Source organism: Thetidibacter halocola, from assembly GCF_018224955.1.
Taxonomy (GTDB): Bacteria; Pseudomonadota; Alphaproteobacteria; order Rhodobacterales; family Rhodobacteraceae; genus Thetidibacter; species Thetidibacter halocola.
On sequence record NZ_JAGTUU010000008.1, the window covers coordinates 14,818 to 31,343 of the forward strand.

The 16,526-nt window shown below is 70.0% G+C and carries 19 protein-coding genes; 15 read left to right on the plus strand and 4 right to left on the minus strand.

Going from position 1 to position 16,526, the window contains the following annotated elements:
* Positions 1-65: 65 nt before the first annotated feature.
* From KB874_RS18130 to KB874_RS18140, 3 genes are read right to left on the minus strand one after another with little or no spacing between them, the layout of a single operon-like run.
* Positions 66-482 carry a DUF309 domain-containing protein gene (locus tag KB874_RS18130; RefSeq protein WP_212537981.1) on the minus strand — a complete coding sequence of 139 codons (417 nt, stop codon included), beginning with the start codon at positions 480-482 and terminating at the stop codon, positions 66-68.
* Positions 482-1,297 (minus strand): alpha/beta fold hydrolase, encoded by an 816-nt coding sequence (locus KB874_RS18135; RefSeq protein ID WP_212537982.1) that lies wholly within the window; start codon positions 1,295-1,297, stop codon positions 482-484. The genes KB874_RS18130 and KB874_RS18135 overlap by 1 nt, the downstream gene beginning before the upstream one ends.
* Positions 1,297-2,856: a benzoate-CoA ligase family protein gene (locus KB874_RS18140; protein WP_212537983.1), complete on the minus strand. Its 1,560-nt coding sequence runs from the start codon at positions 2,854-2,856 to the stop codon at positions 1,297-1,299. The genes KB874_RS18135 and KB874_RS18140 overlap by 1 nt, the downstream gene beginning before the upstream one ends.
* 230 nt (positions 2,857-3,086) lie before the next feature.
* On the opposite strand from KB874_RS18140, the gene KB874_RS18145 reads away from it, so the two are divergent.
* The 13 genes from KB874_RS18145 (at position 3,087) to KB874_RS18205 (ending at position 14,084) form a co-directional block, all read left to right on the plus strand.
* Complete coding sequence (locus KB874_RS18145; protein ID WP_212537984.1) at positions 3,087-4,055, plus strand: LOG family protein; 969 nt, start codon at positions 3,087-3,089, stop codon at positions 4,053-4,055.
* A gap of 16 nt (positions 4,056-4,071) precedes the next feature.
* Entirely contained in the window at positions 4,072-5,439 is a 1,368-nt protein-coding gene (locus KB874_RS18150) for an MBL fold metallo-hydrolase (RefSeq protein ID WP_212537985.1), read from the plus strand.
* 101 nt (positions 5,440-5,540) lie between these two features.
* Entirely contained in the window at positions 5,541-6,527 is a 987-nt protein-coding gene (locus tag KB874_RS18155) for a bifunctional enoyl-CoA hydratase/phosphate acetyltransferase (RefSeq protein ID WP_283055084.1), read from the plus strand.
* Complete coding sequence (locus KB874_RS18160; RefSeq protein WP_212537987.1) at positions 6,520-7,713, plus strand: acetate/propionate family kinase; 1,194 nt, start codon at positions 6,520-6,522, stop codon at positions 7,711-7,713. Before KB874_RS18155 ends, KB874_RS18160 begins: the two co-directional genes overlap by 8 nt.
* Positions 7,710-9,119 (plus strand): F0F1 ATP synthase subunit beta, encoded by a 1,410-nt coding sequence (gene atpD, locus KB874_RS18165; protein WP_346346570.1) that lies wholly within the window; start codon positions 7,710-7,712, stop codon positions 9,117-9,119. Before KB874_RS18160 ends, atpD begins: the two co-directional genes overlap by 4 nt.
* Positions 9,116-9,559, plus strand: a complete 444-nt coding sequence (locus KB874_RS18170) for a F0F1 ATP synthase subunit epsilon (protein WP_212537988.1) — start codon at positions 9,116-9,118, stop codon at positions 9,557-9,559. Before atpD ends, KB874_RS18170 begins: the two co-directional genes overlap by 4 nt.
* The gene (locus KB874_RS18175; protein ID WP_212537989.1) at positions 9,556-9,825 is read left to right on the plus strand and encodes an AtpZ/AtpI family protein; all 270 of its coding nucleotides are present in this window, start codon (positions 9,556-9,558) and stop codon (positions 9,823-9,825) included. The genes KB874_RS18170 and KB874_RS18175 overlap by 4 nt, the downstream gene beginning before the upstream one ends.
* A complete protein-coding gene (locus tag KB874_RS18180; RefSeq protein ID WP_249200605.1) occupies positions 9,822-10,088 on the plus strand; it encodes an N-ATPase subunit AtpR in 267 nt (88 codons plus the stop codon). Before KB874_RS18175 ends, KB874_RS18180 begins: the two co-directional genes overlap by 4 nt.
* Positions 10,085-10,804 (plus strand): F0F1 ATP synthase subunit A, encoded by a 720-nt coding sequence (locus KB874_RS18185; RefSeq protein ID WP_212538223.1) that lies wholly within the window; start codon positions 10,085-10,087, stop codon positions 10,802-10,804. Before KB874_RS18180 ends, KB874_RS18185 begins: the two co-directional genes overlap by 4 nt.
* On the plus strand, positions 10,801-11,049 hold the full coding sequence (locus KB874_RS18190; protein ID WP_212537990.1) for a F0F1 ATP synthase subunit C: 249 nt from the start codon (positions 10,801-10,803) through the stop codon (positions 11,047-11,049). The genes KB874_RS18185 and KB874_RS18190 overlap by 4 nt, the downstream gene beginning before the upstream one ends.
* Positions 11,046-11,774, plus strand: coding sequence for a F0F1 ATP synthase subunit B family protein (locus tag KB874_RS18195; protein ID WP_212537991.1), 729 nt, complete (start codon positions 11,046-11,048; stop codon positions 11,772-11,774). Before KB874_RS18190 ends, KB874_RS18195 begins: the two co-directional genes overlap by 4 nt.
* Complete coding sequence (locus tag KB874_RS18200; RefSeq protein ID WP_212537992.1) at positions 11,755-13,257, plus strand: F0F1 ATP synthase subunit alpha; 1,503 nt, start codon at positions 11,755-11,757, stop codon at positions 13,255-13,257. The genes KB874_RS18195 and KB874_RS18200 overlap by 20 nt, the downstream gene beginning before the upstream one ends.
* Positions 13,254-14,084, plus strand: coding sequence for a F0F1 ATP synthase subunit gamma (locus KB874_RS18205; RefSeq protein ID WP_212537993.1), 831 nt, complete (start codon positions 13,254-13,256; stop codon positions 14,082-14,084). The genes KB874_RS18200 and KB874_RS18205 overlap by 4 nt, the downstream gene beginning before the upstream one ends.
* On the opposite strand, the gene KB874_RS18210 is transcribed toward KB874_RS18205, so the two are convergent.
* Positions 14,081-14,422, minus strand: a complete 342-nt coding sequence (locus KB874_RS18210; protein WP_212537994.1) for an SH3 domain-containing protein — start codon at positions 14,420-14,422, stop codon at positions 14,081-14,083. The genes KB874_RS18205 and KB874_RS18210 overlap by 4 nt on opposite strands.
* Positions 14,423-15,046: 624 nt before the next feature.
* Between KB874_RS18210 and KB874_RS23230 the strand changes: the two genes are divergently transcribed.
* Positions 15,047-15,172 carry a hypothetical protein gene (locus tag KB874_RS23230; protein ID WP_283055090.1) on the plus strand — a complete coding sequence of 42 codons (126 nt, stop codon included), beginning with the start codon at positions 15,047-15,049 and terminating at the stop codon, positions 15,170-15,172.
* A gap of 847 nt (positions 15,173-16,019) precedes the next feature.
* The gene (locus KB874_RS18215) at positions 16,020-16,421 is read left to right on the plus strand and encodes a hypothetical protein (RefSeq protein ID WP_212537995.1); all 402 of its coding nucleotides are present in this window, start codon (positions 16,020-16,022) and stop codon (positions 16,419-16,421) included.
* Positions 16,422-16,526: the final 105 nt, after the last annotated feature.

The following is a 16,526-nucleotide window of genomic DNA, read 5'->3' on the forward strand; positions in this document are numbered from 1 at the left end:
CGCGCCACCTAATTTGCCCGTTCATCTCGCTGCAGCATCGCTCATCGACAATCGTACCTCGAAAATTATGCATTATAGTGCTCATTTGCCAGCAAAAGCGCGACCTCCTCAGCAGACCAGCCCATCACCGGCGCGCCACCGCTGCGGATGAAAGCCTCGGCGATCTCGGCGCCGGCGATGGCCTCGAGCCGGACCGCAGCCTGCGGCCGGTCCATCGCCCGTTTCAACCGCGCGTTGGCTGTCTGGATCAGCCCCCGAACCAGGCACCGCTCCGCCCCGTTTGGCGATGCCGCCAGCCAGATCGCCTCCCAGACCTCGTGCGCTTCCCAGAAGAACCCGTCGCCGAAGAACGCGAGCCCCGCCACCCACGCGGGCGAGGCCTCCAGCGGGTCCGCGATCCCCTTGAGCGGATCGAACAGGCCCTCCGCATGGCGCGGCGTGCGGCCCGGCACATAGGCCCAATCCGGGCGCCAGCCGGTCATCAGGCGGCGTCCGGCGTTGCCTTCTCGATCCGTTCCAGCCGGGCGCAGAACCCGGCCACCTCGGCCAGCACGGCCTCGGAGGCGTCGAGGTGCGGCGCGTGGCGTGCGCCTTCGGGCACCAGCACGTCCACCGGCGCATAGGAGCGGTCGGCGATCTCCTCGATCTGGAGAAGCGTGCCATACTGATCTTTGGCACCCTGGATCGCCAGCGTGGGCACACGGATGTAATCGATCACCTCGGACACGTCCCAGGCCTTGAACTCCGGATCCAGCCACGCGTCGTTCCAGCCGCGAAAGGCGTTGTCGGGATCGGCGTGATAGCGCGCCATACGGTCGCGCAGGCCCCCCGTCTCGAACGCCGTCTTGGCAAGGGCGATCTCGGCCAGGCCCATCTCCTCGGTGAAGAAATGCGGCGCCATCAGGATCAGGCCCCGCACGCGGAAATCCTCAACGGAACCCGCGTAGATCGCGGCGATGGTTGCCCCATCGGAATGGCCCATCAGGATGCCCCGGCGAAAGCCGATGCCGTCCAGCACCTGCGGCAGAACCTCGACCGCCTCGCGCGTCATGTAATCCAGAGGGCGCGGCAGGTCGGCCGGGTCGGACTGGCCGTATCCGGCACGGGAATAAACGAACATGCCCCAGCCCGTCGCCTGCGCCACCCTTTCGGGAAAGTCGCGCCACAATGCCACGCAGCCCAGCCCCTCGTGCAGCATTACGATGGAGGGCGCGTCCTCGGGCGCGGGGCCGAAGCTGCGCCATTCCAGCGCCTTGCCGCCTGCGATCAGACGGCCTTGTCCTGCACTCCAGTCCATCAGGCGTGCTCCTTTTCCGGTGCGGACTCGCGCAGCTTGAATCGCTGGATCTTGCCGGTCGCGGTCTTGGGCAGGTCGGGGACAACCTCGACCCAGCGGGGATACTTCCAGGCCCCCACCCGCGCCTTGACGAAGTCCTTGAGCGCGTCGACCGTGGCGGCGGCATCGACGCCGTCCTTGAGCACGACGAAGGCCTTGGGTTTTTCCAGTCCGTCCTCATCGCGCTGCGGGACCACCGCGGCCTCCAGCACGCCGGGATGGGCGATCAGCGCCTGTTCCACCTCGAACGGGCTGACCCAGATGCCCGAGACCTTGAACATGTCGTCGGTCCGCCCGCAGTAGACAAAGCGCCCCTCGGGTGTGACCTCGTACTTGTCGCCCGTCCGGGTCCACTCGCCCTCGAAGGTCGCGCGGCTCTTGTCGCGCTTGTTCCAGTAGCCCTCGGCGGCCGAGGCGCCGCGCACCAGCAACTCGCCGACCTCGCCGGGCACGATTTCCTGCCCGTCCTCATTCACGCAGCGCAACTCGTATCCCGGAACCGGCAGGCCCGAGGTGCCATAAACCACGTCGCCGGGGCGGTTCGACAGGAAGATGTGCAGCATCTCGGTGCTGCCCACCCCGTCGAGAATGTCCACGCCCCAGAGGTCGCGCCAGCGGTTGCCGATTTCCCCGGGCAGCGCCTCGCCCGCCGAGATGCAAAGGCGCAGGTCGCCTGCCGGCACGCCGGTCTTTTCCAGGTGGTGCACGGTGGCGGCGTACAGCGTGGGCACCCCGCAGAAGATCGTCGGGCGTTCCTGCGCGAGGATCTCGGTCACGACCTGCGGCGTCGGGCGGCCATTGAACAGGACGGTCGTCGCGCCCACCGACATGGGAAAGGTCATTGCGTTGCCAAGGCCATAGGCAAAGAAGATCTTGGCCACCGAGAAAACGGTATCATCCTCGCGGATGCCCAGCACCTGCGCGCCGTAGGTGTCTGCCGTGGCCTTCAACGCGCCATGCACGTGCCGCACACCCTTGGGTTGGCCCGTCGAGCCCGACGAATAGAGCCAGAAGGCGCATTCGTCGTCGCTGACGACACGGGTGGGGCCGGGCTTGGCCCCTTGCAGGAAATCCTCGTAGGCGATGGCGCCCTCGGGCGCGGCGCCGCCGATGACAATGACTTGCCGGATGCTGTCCACGCCGCGCGCGGCGGGCATCACCACGTCCAGCAATTCCGCCGACACGAACAGGCAGGTCGCGCGGCTGTCGCGCAGGATGAAGTCATAGATCGGCGTCGACAGAAGCGTGTTGAGCGCCACAGGCACCACCCCGGCCTTGAGCGCGCCCCAGAAGATCTCGGGGTATTCGACCTGGTCCAGCAGGATGCAGGCGGCGCGTTCCTCGGGGCGGATGTCGGCGCGGGCCAGCGCGCCCGCCACCAGGTCACTGCGCCGGGCCAGGGCGCCGTAGGTCAGGCTGCGGCGCTGTCCGGCAGCCTCGCGAAAGGCCACCTTGTCGCCGCGCCCCTCGTCGACGTGGCGGTCGACGAAATGCAACGCCGCGTTGCGGTTCCCGGTCATGCGCATCCTCCCTCAGGGCGGGGCTTGGCGCCCTGTCTCCTGTGACGCCCGGCCCTCCCCGGCCAGGCGGACGGCTCTGCAACGCAGAGTCGCTTATGTCTTATAATGCACGCAGGAAACCTTCGCGCAACCGGATTTGCAAAATAGTGCATACTCCATGCGGAACTCTGCCGCTTGACCCGCGTCGGCGCTTTCGCTCAACTGGCGGCAAGCCATGCACGGAGGTCCACATGTCGACCCCGATCCAGCCCGAGGGTCCAGCGCCCGACACGGCAAAGCCGGACCCGCCGCACCCGGTCTCACGCCATTGCCCGCTGCCGGGCGAGACGCCCAAGCCCGATAGCGTGGACCCTCAGGCCAGCGCCCTGGTCGAGGCGATCCTGGCCAGCCCGGAATACCGCGAGGCGGACCGCGACATCGCCTTCCTGCAAAAGGACTCGAACCGCGGGCTGCGCCTGCAACTGGACTTCGACAAGGCAGAGGAACTGCTCGACCGGCATGGCATCGCCCACACGATCGTCGTCTTCGGCAGCACCCGCGTGTCCGAAACCGCCGAGGCGCACCGCCGCGTGGCCGACCTCGAGGCACAGGCCAAGGCCGATCCCGGCTGCGCCGAGACCGCGCAGGCGCTGCGCATCGCCCGGCGCGTCGCCGAGAAAAGCCGCTACTACGACATCGCCCGAGACTTCGGGCGGCTGGTGGGAGAGGCCGAGGACGTGCATGGCAAGCGGATGGTGGTGCTGACCGGCGGCGGCCCCGGCCTGATGGAGGCCGCGAACCGCGGCGCGCATGACGCGGGCGCGCGGACCGTTGGGCTGAACATCACCCTGCCGCACGAACAGTTCCCCAACCCCTACCTGACGCCGGGTCTGTGTTTCCGCTTTCACTATTTCGCCGTGCGCAAGATGCATTTCCTGCTGCGGGCGCGGGCGTTGGTGGTGTTTCCCGGTGGATACGGCACGATGGACGAGTTGTTCGAGACGCTGACGCTGATCCAGACGCGCAAGATCGCGCCGGTGCCGGTGATCCTGGTAGGCGAGGCCTACTGGCGGCGCGCCTTCGATCCGGATTTCCTGGTCGAAGAGGGCGTGATCGACCCCGAGGACCGCGCGCTGTTCTGGTATGCCGAAACCGCCGGGGAAATCTGGTCGGACATCCTGCGCTGGCACGAGCGCGCCGGAACCGCGCTGACACGTTGACAGAAGGAGCGATGCGATGAAGCTATCCTTTCACGGCGCGGCCGGGGGCGTCACCGGCTCTTGCCACATGCTGAAGGCCAACGGGCGCACGATCCTGGTGGATTGCGGCCTGTTCCAGGGCGGGCACGAACTGGACGAGGACAATTCCGCGCCTTTCGGCTTCGATCCCGCCACGGTGGACGTGCTGCTGCTGACCCATGCGCATCTCGACCATTGCGGGCGCATCCCGTTGCTGGTCGATCGCGGTTTCGACGGAGAGATCATCTGCACCGCCGCGACGCGCGACCTCGCGCGTCTCGTGATGCTCGATTCCGCCCACCTGCACGAGGAAGAGGCCCGCCGCGCCCGCCGCCACGGCAAGCAGAAGGCGCCGCTATACGACACGCTCGACGCGCTGACCGCGATGGACCTGTTCGGCCGCGTCGCCGAATACGAACAGCCGCTGGACCTGGGCCGCGGCATCACCGCCACCTTCCACGATGCGGGCCATATCCTGGGCTCGGCCAGCATCGCGCTGGACGTGACAGAGGATGGCCAGAGCCGCCGCATCCTGTTCTCGGGCGATATCGGCCCGCGGGAAAGGCCGCTGCTGAACTCGCCCGTCCCGCCCGGCGGCGCCGACTTCGTGGTGATGGAAAGCACCTATGGCGACCGCGACCACCGCTCTCTCGGCGCCTCGGTCACGGAATTCCACGACGCGGTGGCCGAGGCCTGGGGACGCGGCGGCAACGTGGTGATCCCGACCTTCGCGCTGGAACGGGCGCAGGAGCTGCTGTTCTACCTGCGCGAAGGGCTTCAGAAGGGAGAGTTCCCCAAGGGGTTGCGGGTGTTCCTCGACTCGCCCATGGCGATCTCAGCCACGAAACTGTTCAAGCAGCATCCCGACGCCCTGAAACCGGAACTGGCGGCAATGCTGCGCGGCGGGCGTGACCCGTTCGACCTGCCGGAGCTGGAGTTCACCCGCGACGCATCCGAGTCGATGGAGATCAACCGCCTGCGCGGCGGCGCGGTCATCATGGCGGGGTCGGGCATGTGCACTGGCGGGCGCGTACGCCACCACCTGCGCCACAACCTGCCACATGCCGACAACAGCGTGATCTTCGTTGGCTTCGCCGCCGAAGGGACGCTGGCGCGCATCATCATCGACGGGGCCAGGACGGTAAAGCTGTTCGGGCGCGAGATCCCGGTGCGGGCGAAGATCCACACGATCAATGGCTTTTCCGCCCATGCCGGCCAGTCCGACCTGGTCGACTGGCACAATCGCAGCGGCAAACCGCAGCGCACCTTCCTGGTGCATGGCGAGGACGACAGCCGCACCGCGCTGGCCCGCGCCCTGCCCGGAAAGATAGAGTTGCCGGGCCTGCACGATGCCTACACGCTCTGATCCGGCCGCCGGCGATTGATCCCCCGGCCATTCTGTCGAAGGATGCGGGCAACCGAATGCGAAAAGGTGCCACATTGTCCCGCCGCGCCGCGCATGCGGCAATGTCCCCGCGCCACCGAAAGGAAGCCATGACCCGCCATCACAAGGTCTTCTCCGACATTCTCGCCAAGCCCAAGGCGCTGGACCTGGTCGACACCGCCGTGGTCTGGCCGCTGAGCGATGTCGCCCTGCAAGGCGCGATGCAGGCGCTCGGGGAACAGCTGATCCGCCCGATCCTGATCGGCCCCCGGCGCGAGATCTGCGCGCTGGCGCGGGGACTCGACCTGGACCTCAAGGGCGCCGAGATCGTCGACGCCGCTGACGAAGCTCAAGCCGCCGCGACCGCCGTAGCGCTCTGCGCGACGGGCCGGGCCGAGATGCTGATGAAGGGCAGCCTGCATACCGACCAGTTCATGCGCGCAGTGCTCGACGACGCGACCGGCCTCAAGACGCACCGACGCATCAGCCATGTCTTCGTGCTGGACGTGCCCTCCTATCCCCGGGTGCTGATGATCACCGACGCGGCGATCAACATCTATCCCGACCTGATGGAAAAGGCGGACATCGTGCAGAACGCCATCGACCTCGCGCATGTGCTGGGCCTGCCGAACCCGCGCGTCGCGATCCTGTCGGCGGTCGAGACGGTCACGCCCAAGATCCGCTCGACCATCGACGCCGCCGCGCTGTGCAAGATGGCCGACCGGGGGCAGATCACCGGCGGCGTGCTGGACGGGCCCCTGGCCTTCGACAATGCAGTCAGCCTGAAGGCGGCGCGGATCAAGCGCATCAGCTCACCGGTCGCTGGCCGGGCCGACATCCTGGTGGTGCCCGACCTCGAATCCGGAAACATGCTGGCCAAGCAGCTGGAATACCTCGCCGATGCCGAGGCGGCGGGGATCGTGCTGGGCGCGCGGGTGCCCATCGTGCTGACCAGCCGCGCCGACAGCGCCAAGTCGCGGCTTGCCTCCTGCGCAGTGGCGGTGCTGCTGGCGCATGACCGTCGGGCCAGGCCCGGCGGCCTGCCTGCGGCGGGGGCGCATCATGTCTGAGGGCGGCACGATCCTTGTCCTCAACGCGGGCTCGTCCAGCATCAAGGCGGCGCTGTTCGGCCCCGACCTGCGCCGCTTGTTCCGGGCCGAGCTGGAGGGGATCGGCCGCGAGGCGACGCTGACCGCGAAGGCAGAGGGCGGGACCGAGGCCACCGTCGCGGACTGGGGCGACACCTCCCAGGGTCCGCCCCCTGTCGCCCGCCTGATCGACTGGCTCGCCGCCCATGCGCCGGGCGGGCCGCTGGCGGCCATCGGGCATCGCGTGGCGGTGGGCGGCCAGGATCACGACGGCCCCGCCCTCGTCACGCCCGCGCTGCTGGACTCGCTGCGCGCGCTGGTGCCGCTGGCGCCGCTGCACCTGCCGCGCAACCTCGCCCCGATCGAGGCGCTGGCCGCCTCGCATCCCGAGGTGCCGCAGGTCGTCTGCTATGACACGGCCTTTCACCGGACCATGCCGCCCGAGGCGCGCGCCTATGCCCTGCCCCGCGCCCTGACAGAGGCCGGCGCGCGGCGCTATGGCTTTCACGGTCTCAGCTACCAATACATTGCCGGGTGCCTGCCCCGGATCGACGCGCGCGCCGCCGAGGGGCGCACAATCGTCTGCCACCTGGGCAGCGGCGCCAGCCTTTGCGCATTGCGCGGCGGGGTCAGCATCGCGACGACGATGGGCTTCACCCCGCTCTCCGGACTGATGATGGCGACCCGCCCCGGCGAGGTGGATGCCGGGCTGATGCTGTGGTTGCTGCGGACGCAGGGCCTGTCTGTCGATGCGCTGGAACGGATGCTGTATCACGACAGCGGGCTGAAAGGCGTCTCGGGGATCAGCGCCGACATGCGGGACCTGCTGGCCAGCGACGACCCGCGCGCCGCCGAGGCGATCGACCTGTTTACCTACACTGCCGCGACCGAGATCGGCCGCCTGACCGCCGCGCTCGGCGGTCTCGACGCGCTGGTCTTTACCGCCGGGATCGGCGAACGCTCGGCCCCGATCCGGGCGCGGATCGCGGCGCGCTGCGGCTGGCTTGGCCTTGCGCTGGACGCGTCGGCGAACGCCGCGCACGCGCCCCGGATCAACACCCCCGAAAGCACCGTGACCGCGCTGGTCATCCCCACCGACGAGGAACAGGTGATCGCCGGGCAGACCGCGCGGCTGGCAAAGGGTCCGCAGTCGGGGGCGGTCTCGTGACGCGCGCCGCCGAGGCCCGCATCGTCGCGGTGCGCGGACCGGTCATCGACCTGGCCTGCGACGGCCCGCTGCCCGCGATCCGCGAGGCTGTGATCGCCGATCCCGGCGGCCTTGGCATCACCTGCGAGGTGCAGGCCCATCTCGACGCCCACCGCTTTCGCGCCATCGCGCTGGAACCCACGCAGGGTCTGTCGCGCCTGATGCGCGCCGCGCTGACCGGTGCGCCGCTGGCGGTGCCGGTGGGCGACGCGGTGCTGGGGCGGATGCTGGACGTACTGGGTCGCACCAAAGATGGCGGCCCGCCGCTGCCCGAAGCGACGCCCGTACGGCCGATCCACCGCACGGCGCCGCCGCTCAGCGGCCATCGCGCGGCGATCAGCCTGTTCTCGACCGGCATCAAGAGTCTCGACCTGCTGGCGCCGCTGGTGCAGGGCGGCAAGGCGGCGATGTTCGGCGGCGCGGGCGTGGGCAAGACCGTGCTGGTCACGGAGCTGATCCACGCCATGGTCACGGGCTACGACGGCGTCTCGGTCTTTGCCGGGATCGGCGAACGGTCCCGCGAGGGGCACGAGATGCTGCATGACATGCGCAACTACGGCGTGCTCGACCGCACCGTCCTGGTCTTTGGCCAGATGAACGAGCCGCCCGGAGCGCGCTGGCGGGTGCCGCTGACCGCCCTGACCATGGCCGAGCACATCCGCGACGAACAGGGGCGCAACGTGCTGCTGCTGATGGACAACGTGTTCCGCTTCGTGCAGGCGGGGGCCGAGGTCTCGGGCCTGCTGGGGCGAATGCCCTCGCGGGTGGGGTATCAGCCGACGCTGGACACCGAGGTGGCCGAATTGCAGGAGCGCATCGCCTCTGGCCCGCGCGCCTCGGTCACGGCGATCGAGGCTGTCTATGTGCCGGCCGACGATTTCACCGATCCCGCCGTCTCGGCCATCGGCCTGCACATGGACAGCACCGTGGTCCTGTCGCGCGAACTGGCCGCACAGGGCATCTATCCCGCCATCGACCCGCTGGCCACGACTTCGGTCATGCTGGATGCGGGCGTGGTGGGCGCCGAGCACGTGCGCACCGCCAGCGACGTCCGGCAATTGATGGAGCATTACGCCGAGTTGCGCGACGTGATCGCCCTTCTGGGGGTCGAGGAACTGGGCCGCGAGGAACAAAGGCTGGTGGGGCGCGCCCGCCGCCTGCAACGGTTCCTCACGCAACCCTTCTTCGTCGCCGCACCCTTTACCGGGATGGAGGGGCGCAGCGTGCCCACCGCCGACACGGTGGCGGGCTGCCGGGCGATCATCGACGGGCAATGCGACGACTGGGGCGAGTCCTGTTTCTACATGATCGGCACGCTGGCCGAGGCAGAGGCCCGCCTGCGCGCGGGCACACAGGGGGCGGCATGACCGGCATCTTGGCTCTCACCATCGCCACCCCGCTGCGCGTCGTCCTGCAAGAGGAGTCCATCGCCTCGCTGCGCGGAGAGGATGCAACGGGCGGGTTCGGCATCTTGCCGGGACATGCGGATTTCGTCACCGTGATCGAGGCTGGCGTGCTGCGCTGGCGTTGCGCCCAAGGCCCCTGGCGGTATTGCGTGGTGCGGGGCGGCGTCCTGGCCGTCAGCGGTGGCGATACCGTTCAGGTGGCCTGCCGCGACGCGGTGCCGGGCGACGACCTGCCCGCGCTTCAGGCGCAGGTGGCCGAGGCGCGCCACACCCTGACCGACGAGCACCGCCGCGACCGCGCGCAGTCCGCCCGCCTGCATGCCCGCGCGATCCGGCGCTTCATGCAGGAACTTGCGCCGGGCGAAGCGCCCGACTGGCTGGACGAGGAGACCGCACGATGAACGACGGCCGCACCGAGGATGCCGCGCGCAAGGCACATGACCGCGAGCGCGCGGGCCGCGCCGATCCCGAACCCTCGCTGGCGCGGCGGTTCGGGCAGATCGGCGTCCTGGGCTGGATGATCGTCATCCCGATCCTGCTGGGAACCTATGCCGGGTCCTGGCTGGACCGCTGGCTGGGCACCGGCATCACCTTTTCGGCGGCGCTGCTGCTGGGTGGTGCGGCGCTGGGCCTATGGCTGGCGCTGCGCTGGATGCACGAGCAATGAGCGCGGGGATGATCCTGGGGGCGCAGGCCGCGACAGCGCTGCTGGCGGGGCTGGCGCTTGGCCTGTTCCATTTTGCCACGCTGGCGCGGCTGATCGCGCTGCTGGTCGCGGGGCGCATGGTCGCGGTGCCGCTGCAACTGGCGCGTTTCGCGCTGCTGGTGCCCTTCCTGTGGATCGCCGCGCAGTTTGGCGCAGCGGTTCTGCTGGCGGGGGCGGCGGGCATCCTGGCGGGCCGCGCCCTGTTGCTGCGGAGGCTCCGCTGATGGAGACGCCCTTTGCCTCTGCTCCGGCCTTTGCACTGGGCCCGCTTGTCGTCAGCTGGACGGTGGTCACGACATGGGGCGTGATGGCCGCGCTGACGCTGGCCGCGTGGCTCGTCACGCGCCGGATGGACAGCGCCGCGCCGGGCCGGGCGCAGGCCGTGCTGGAACTGCTGGTCGGCACGCTGGAGTCCGAGATCCGCGCCACGATCCCCGGCGATCCCGCCCGCTTTCGCGCGCTGATCGGCACGCTGCTGGTCTTCGTGCTGGCGGCGAACTGGTCGTCGCTCGTGCCGGGGGTCGAGCCGCCGACCGCGCATCTGGAAACCGACGCGGCACTGGCCGCGCTGGTCTTTGCCGCCGGGATCTACTGGGGCATCCGCTCGCAGGGGCTGGGCGGCTGGCTGGCCAGTTTCGCCCGGCCCAGCTGGGTGATGATCCCGCTCAACCTGGTGGAGCAGGTCACGCGGCATTTCTCGCTGATGGTGCGCCTGTTCGGCAACGTGCTCAGCGGCGTTTTCGTGATCGGCATCGTCCTGTCCTTGGCGGGCCTGCTGGTGCCGATCCCGCTGATGGCGCTGGACCTGCTGACCGGCGCGGTGCAGGCCTACATCTTTGCCACGCTGGCGCTGGTCTTCATCGGGTCCGCCGTCACCGGCGAAAGCGGCGAGCCGCCGGACAACCCCGACAGTTCAAGCGATACAAGGGAATCCGCATGACCGACCTCATCGAGATCATCAGCATCATCTCGGCCGCCTTCGCCGTTGGCCTTGGCGCCATCGGCCCCGCGCTGGCCGAAGGGCGCGCCGTCGCCGCCGCGCTCGACGCCATCGCCCGCCAGCCAGAGGCGGCGGGCTCGATCTCTCGCACGCTTTTCGTAGGCCTCGCGATGATCGAGACGATGGCGATCTACTGCCTGGTCGTGGCGCTGCTGCTGCTCTTTGCAAATCCCTTCGTGCAATGAGTTTCGACTGGGCCACCTTCGCGCTGCAACTGGTCAACGTCCTGATCCTGCTGGCCCTGCTGCGGCATTTCCTGTTCCGCCCGGTGGCCGCGATCATCGCCCGGCGGCAGGCCGAAAGCGCGGCGGCGGTCGAGGCGGCGACCCGCGCCCGGGCCGAGGCGGAGGCCGCGCAGGCCGCCGCCCGGGCCGAGGCAGAGGCCAGCGCCACCGCCCGGCAAGCGCTACTGGACAAGGCGCAGGCCGAGGCGGCCAAGGCGCGCGTCGACCTGCTGGAGCAGGCCCGTGCCGAGGCCGCGCAGATCATCGCCGAGGGGCGCACGGCGCTTGCTAGCGAGGCGGCGGCCTCGGCCCGGGCGCAGACCCGCGCCGCCTGCGACCTTGCGCTGGCCATCGTCACGCGGGCGCTGTCGGCGCAACCTGACGGACTGGACGGTTATGCGGCAAGACTGGCGCAGGCGATCACGGCGATGGACCCCGTCGAACGCGCGGCGCTGCTGGCGGCGCCGAATCTGCGCATCGTCCTGCCACACGAGCCCTCCGACGCGGAGCGCGGCACCGTCTCGGCGGCGCTGGCGCCACTCGGGATCGACGCGCCCCTGGTCGCCGACCCGTCGCTGGTCGCGGGGATCGAGCTGCAATCCGACAGCGGCGCGGTGCTGAACTCGCTCCGCCACGACATCCAGACCATTGCAGAGGCGCTGGACGATGGCCGACAGACCCGCTGACGCGCCGCTCGATGCGCTCCGGGCGCGCATCGCCTCGGCCCGGCTTGGCCCCGAGGCGCAAGAGCGCGGCACCGTTACCGCCATCGCCGACGGGCTGGCGCAGGTTGCTGGCCTGCCCGGCGCCGGGCTGATGGAAACCCTGCGATTTCCCGGCGGCCTGCGCGGCTTTGTCCTGTCACTCGAGGAGGATACGCTGCACGCGGCTTTTCTGGACGCCGCCACGGGCATCTCTGCCGGGGCAAGTGTGCAACGCGGCGGCGCGGTGCTCTCGGTGCCGGTGGGCGATGCCCTGCTGGGCCGGATCGTCGACCCGCTGGGGCGCCCGCTGGACGATTTGCCCCCGCCCGAGGCCGAGGCGCACCTGCCCGCCGAGCGCCCAGCGCCCGCGATCATCGACCGCGATTTCGTCTCGGAACCGATGGAGACCGGGGTGCTCGTGGTCGATTCCATGTTCGCCATCGGCCACGGCCAGCGCGAACTGATCGTGGGCGAGCGGCAGACCGGCAAGACGGCCCTGGCAGTGGATGCGCTGATCCACCAGTCGCGCGCCGGCACGGTCTGCGTCTATGTCGCCATCGGTCAGCGCATGGCGGCGGTGCGCCGGGTGATCGAGGCGGTGCGCAGGCATGGCGACATGGCACGCTGCATCTTTGTCGTGGCCGAACCCGCCAGCGCGCCGGGCCTGCGCTGGCTGGCGCCCTTCTCGGCCACCAGCATCGCCGAGCATTTCCGCGATGCCGGGCAAAAGGTGCTGATCGTGCATGACGACCTGACCCGTCACGCGGCCACCCACCGCGAACTGGCGCTGCTGGCGCGCCAGCCGCCGGGGCGCGAGGCCTATCCCGGCGACATCTTCTTCCTGCATGCGCGGCTGCTGGAACGGGCGGGCAAGCTGTCGGTGCAGCAGGGCGGCGGCGCGATCACCGCCCTGCCCATCGCCGAGATCGAGGCCGGAAACCTATCGGCCTATATCCCGACCAACCTGATCTCGATCGCGGACGGACAGATCGTGACCTCGGCTGCGCTTTTCGCCGCGAACCAGCGCCCGGCGGTCGATATCGGCCTGTCGGTCAGCCGCGTCGGCGGCAAGGCACAGCCCGCCACGCTGAAGGCCGTGGCCGGTCGGTTGCGGCTGGACTACGCGCAATTTCTCGAGATGCGGATGTTCTCGCGCTTCGGCGGCTTCGGCGATGCCGCGACGGCGGCACGGCGGGTGCGGGGAGAGCGGATCGCCGCGCTGCTGGCGCAGGATCGCTTCGCGCCGCTGCCGCTGGCCGCGCAGGTTGCGCTGCTGGCCGCATTGGAGGCCGGCTTGCTGGACGCGGCCGACCCGGCCGCCCTGCCCGCCCTCAAGGCACGGCTGCCCGGGCTGATCGCCGCCGACCCGGCGCTGGCGTCGCTGGCCAGTGTCAGCGGACCGCTGGACGACGCCCTGCGCGCGGCGGCGGTGGCCCTGGTGCGCAGCGCCCTGGGCCAGCCATGACCGACCGGCTGGAGGATATCGCCCGCCAGCTTGTGGCGGTGGACGAGATCGGCGAGGTGGTGGGCGCGCTGCGGGCCATCGCCTCGGGGCATGTGACCGCTGCGCAGGGTGCGCTGGCCGCCATGTCCGCCTTTGAAGCGCAGATCCGGCAGGCGATGCTGCGCCTCGCCGCGCCGCCTGCGCAAACGGCCGCGCCCGGCGCCGGTATCGTCCTGTTGATCGGCGCGGCGCAGGGATTCTGCGGCGCCTATCCGCAGCGCCTGGCGCAGGCGGGGATGGACCAGGCGGCGCTGGGGGCGGGGTTCATCGTCATCGGTGCGCGCACGCAGGCCATGCTGTCCGAGGCCGGGCTCGACATCGTCCTGGCCGAGGACCTGCCGGCCACGCCCGCCGGGGTGCCGCGCCTTGCCAGCCGGATTACCGACCGGATCGTCGACGCGGCACAGACCCATCCCGGGCCGATCATCGCGCTGTGCGGCGGCGACCAGCCCGGACAACCGGTCCAGGTCCGGCGCATCTGGCCGCCCGCGCGCGACGACGCCGCCGCGCCGGTGCCCCTCGCCGACCCGCCGCTGACCACGTTGCCGCATGAGGCGCTGGTCGCGGGCCTGTTGCAGGAGACGCTGTTCTCGGCCGTGGCGCGCGCCCTGATGGAGGGGCTGCGGGCCGAGAATATGGCAAGGGTTGAGGCGATGGCCCGCGCCGACGGCAACCTGCGCACGCGGCGGGCCGAACTGCGCCAGCGCTTCCAGCAGGCACGGCAGGAGGCGATGACGACCGAATTGATCGAATTGTCGATGACCGGGCAGGCCGATCCGCCGGGCTAGACCCGAAGGCTCAGGTCAGGTGTGACGGCAAGATGCAGCGACACCGCGACTTTCCGCTCCAGCTTCGGGGCCGGGGCGGATGGCGACACCGCAACCGGCGACGCCGGGGCGAGCGTGGAGGGCGCGGGCCTCGGCGCGGCGCGGACCGGGTCGGGCGTGGCGTGGTCGCGGTGCACGAACCCCGCCTGTCCCAACGCCGTCACCGTGGCCAGCCAGTCCCCGCTCTGGCCGGTGATCTCCAGCCGCAGGCCCTTCGGCAGGCCGCAGCGCACCGCGTGATCCGTTCCCGGGCCGGGCTGCTGTGACAGGGTCGACCCGGCTGCGGACAGGCCCGACACGGTGCCGAACGCCTGCAACGGTGTGACGACAGGGCGCGTGCCAGTGGGCGCGTGGTATGTCGCATCAGCGCAACCAACTGTCCAGGCGAACCTTACGCCACTGGCCCTGCCCCGCCGGCACGACGACAGCGGTTTCCGGCCCCATGCGCAAGATCTCGGCAAATTCCGTGCGCGTTCCGCAGAGACAGGCAAATGTCGCCGTGTGGGTTCAGGCTGGTCACCCGGTCGGCACTGGCGGGCAGCGCGGCGCAAGCCAGCGGCATGACGGCGTTCAGGGCGCGCGGGACCGCCAGGGACTCTCCGAACGGCATCGTTTCGCGCTGCCTGAACACACGGACGCGACGGCACTGAATCTTTGTAAAGGCCGGGGGTTCGGGCCGCGTGCCGAGTTGTCGGCCACAGCGTGGAAAGACGATCATGCCGGGGCTGGCAACCGACGCCTGGCGAGAGCTGTTCCGCCGGGCCCACATTGCTGCTGCATCCTGCGGCCATTCTCTGGCTGGGTCATGGCCGGCCCGGACGGGCCGCTGTCTGCGCTGCGATGGGGCTTGCGCTTATGCCCTGCTGCCGCGACCGCGCCTGCCGAAGGGCACCTTTTGCGCCGAGAGGATGCCCTCGGTCTGGATGCCCCACCTCGTCACGTTGATCCTGCCGCTGCCCTTCCTCGCCCGTCCCTTCGTCATCGCCGCGTGCGAGAGCTGGCTGGGCGCATCCTGGGGCTTATGCTGTTCCTCTGGCCGCCGGGCCTGATCGCACTGGTCATCGCCTGGGTCGCCAAGCGGTATCAATGCGGCTGGGTCGTGCTGCATCGCGATGCAGTCGACCTGTACGGAACCACACACCTGCCCTTTGACGCCATCGCATCGGACTGGCCCGAGGAACGCGGGCTGCCGCGGGGTCCCCGCGGCGCTGGCGGCCTTCGGCGGTGTGCGCAGCTCGGGTATCGTGTTGCGCATGGCGACCGGGAAAGCCATGCGGCGGTGATCGCGCTGCATGGCGGAGACGGGATCCGCCTGCAGCTCGACGCCTTTCCGCAGATGGACGGCGTGTTGCGCGCGATGCTCAAGGCCGGAGTCCGGGTCGAGGGGCTGGCCGCAGGGGTCGATGGCATGGTCCGAAGTGACCTCACCTTGCGCGCCGCTTTCGATGCGCCAGCCCGGCGGTGCCTAGGCGCAGTGGGCCCAGGCCGGAACTCCCGGCCCATGTCATGCCGCGGGCCAGCAGCAGACCCACCTGGGCCAGCCGCCCCAATACCAGCGATCCGGCCCTCATCGCGCGGCCCTTTCTGCGGGCTTGTCCCGCTTGCGTCGCCTCTTCGATGGCCAGCCCTCGCCCGCGTGGGAGCCGGTCCGCGTCGCGTGGGCGGTTTCGATGCCTTCGCCCGCTAGGTGCCCGGCGCGCTGGCGATCGAGGCGCCCCAAGGCCAGCCGCATATCACCAGCCAGTTCGAAGCGGTGGTGAGGATGCTGGAAAAGAAGGACCTGCTGGACCTGGCGAAAAGCCTTAGCCTCGGCAAGACCGGCGACCTCTATCGCCGGATGATCGCCATGAAGGGAAATGGCCGCAGGACCTGGGCCGGGAAGAGATGCGGCGGGAGGTGCACAAGCTGCTGCAGCGCTGGTTCGAAGACGACTCGACAGACGAACAGTTCGACCATGAGATGGGCAGGCTGGACGCGCGCCAGGGCTGGAACCCGCAGGACCAGATCGGCCCGCCCCCGACCGTGCGGATCTCCGCCGCGGCGCCGGGGCCGCTGGACGAGGACGCGCGGCGCAACCAGATCATCGACCGGCTGTCGCATCTCAACCACAGCAAACTCAGTGGCGACCATGCAGGCGCTGAGCCTGAAGATGCCAGAGGGCGTGGTGCACTGTCTCTGCGCAAGCTACGGGAGTTCCGGGACAGGCATCTGCTATCATCCCGGGCGCTGCGACTGCGACGACACCCAACCCTGCACGGGCGGCAACCGGGGCTGCGTCCCGCACGATCTGCCGACTGACCCGGCGGCACGGCACCACCCAATCGCACCGTTTGCGCGCGGCTGGTGGCCGGTCCGCGCCATCCAGTGCGACGCCGAAAGCTGGGCCGCGTTCGAGGCCCGGCT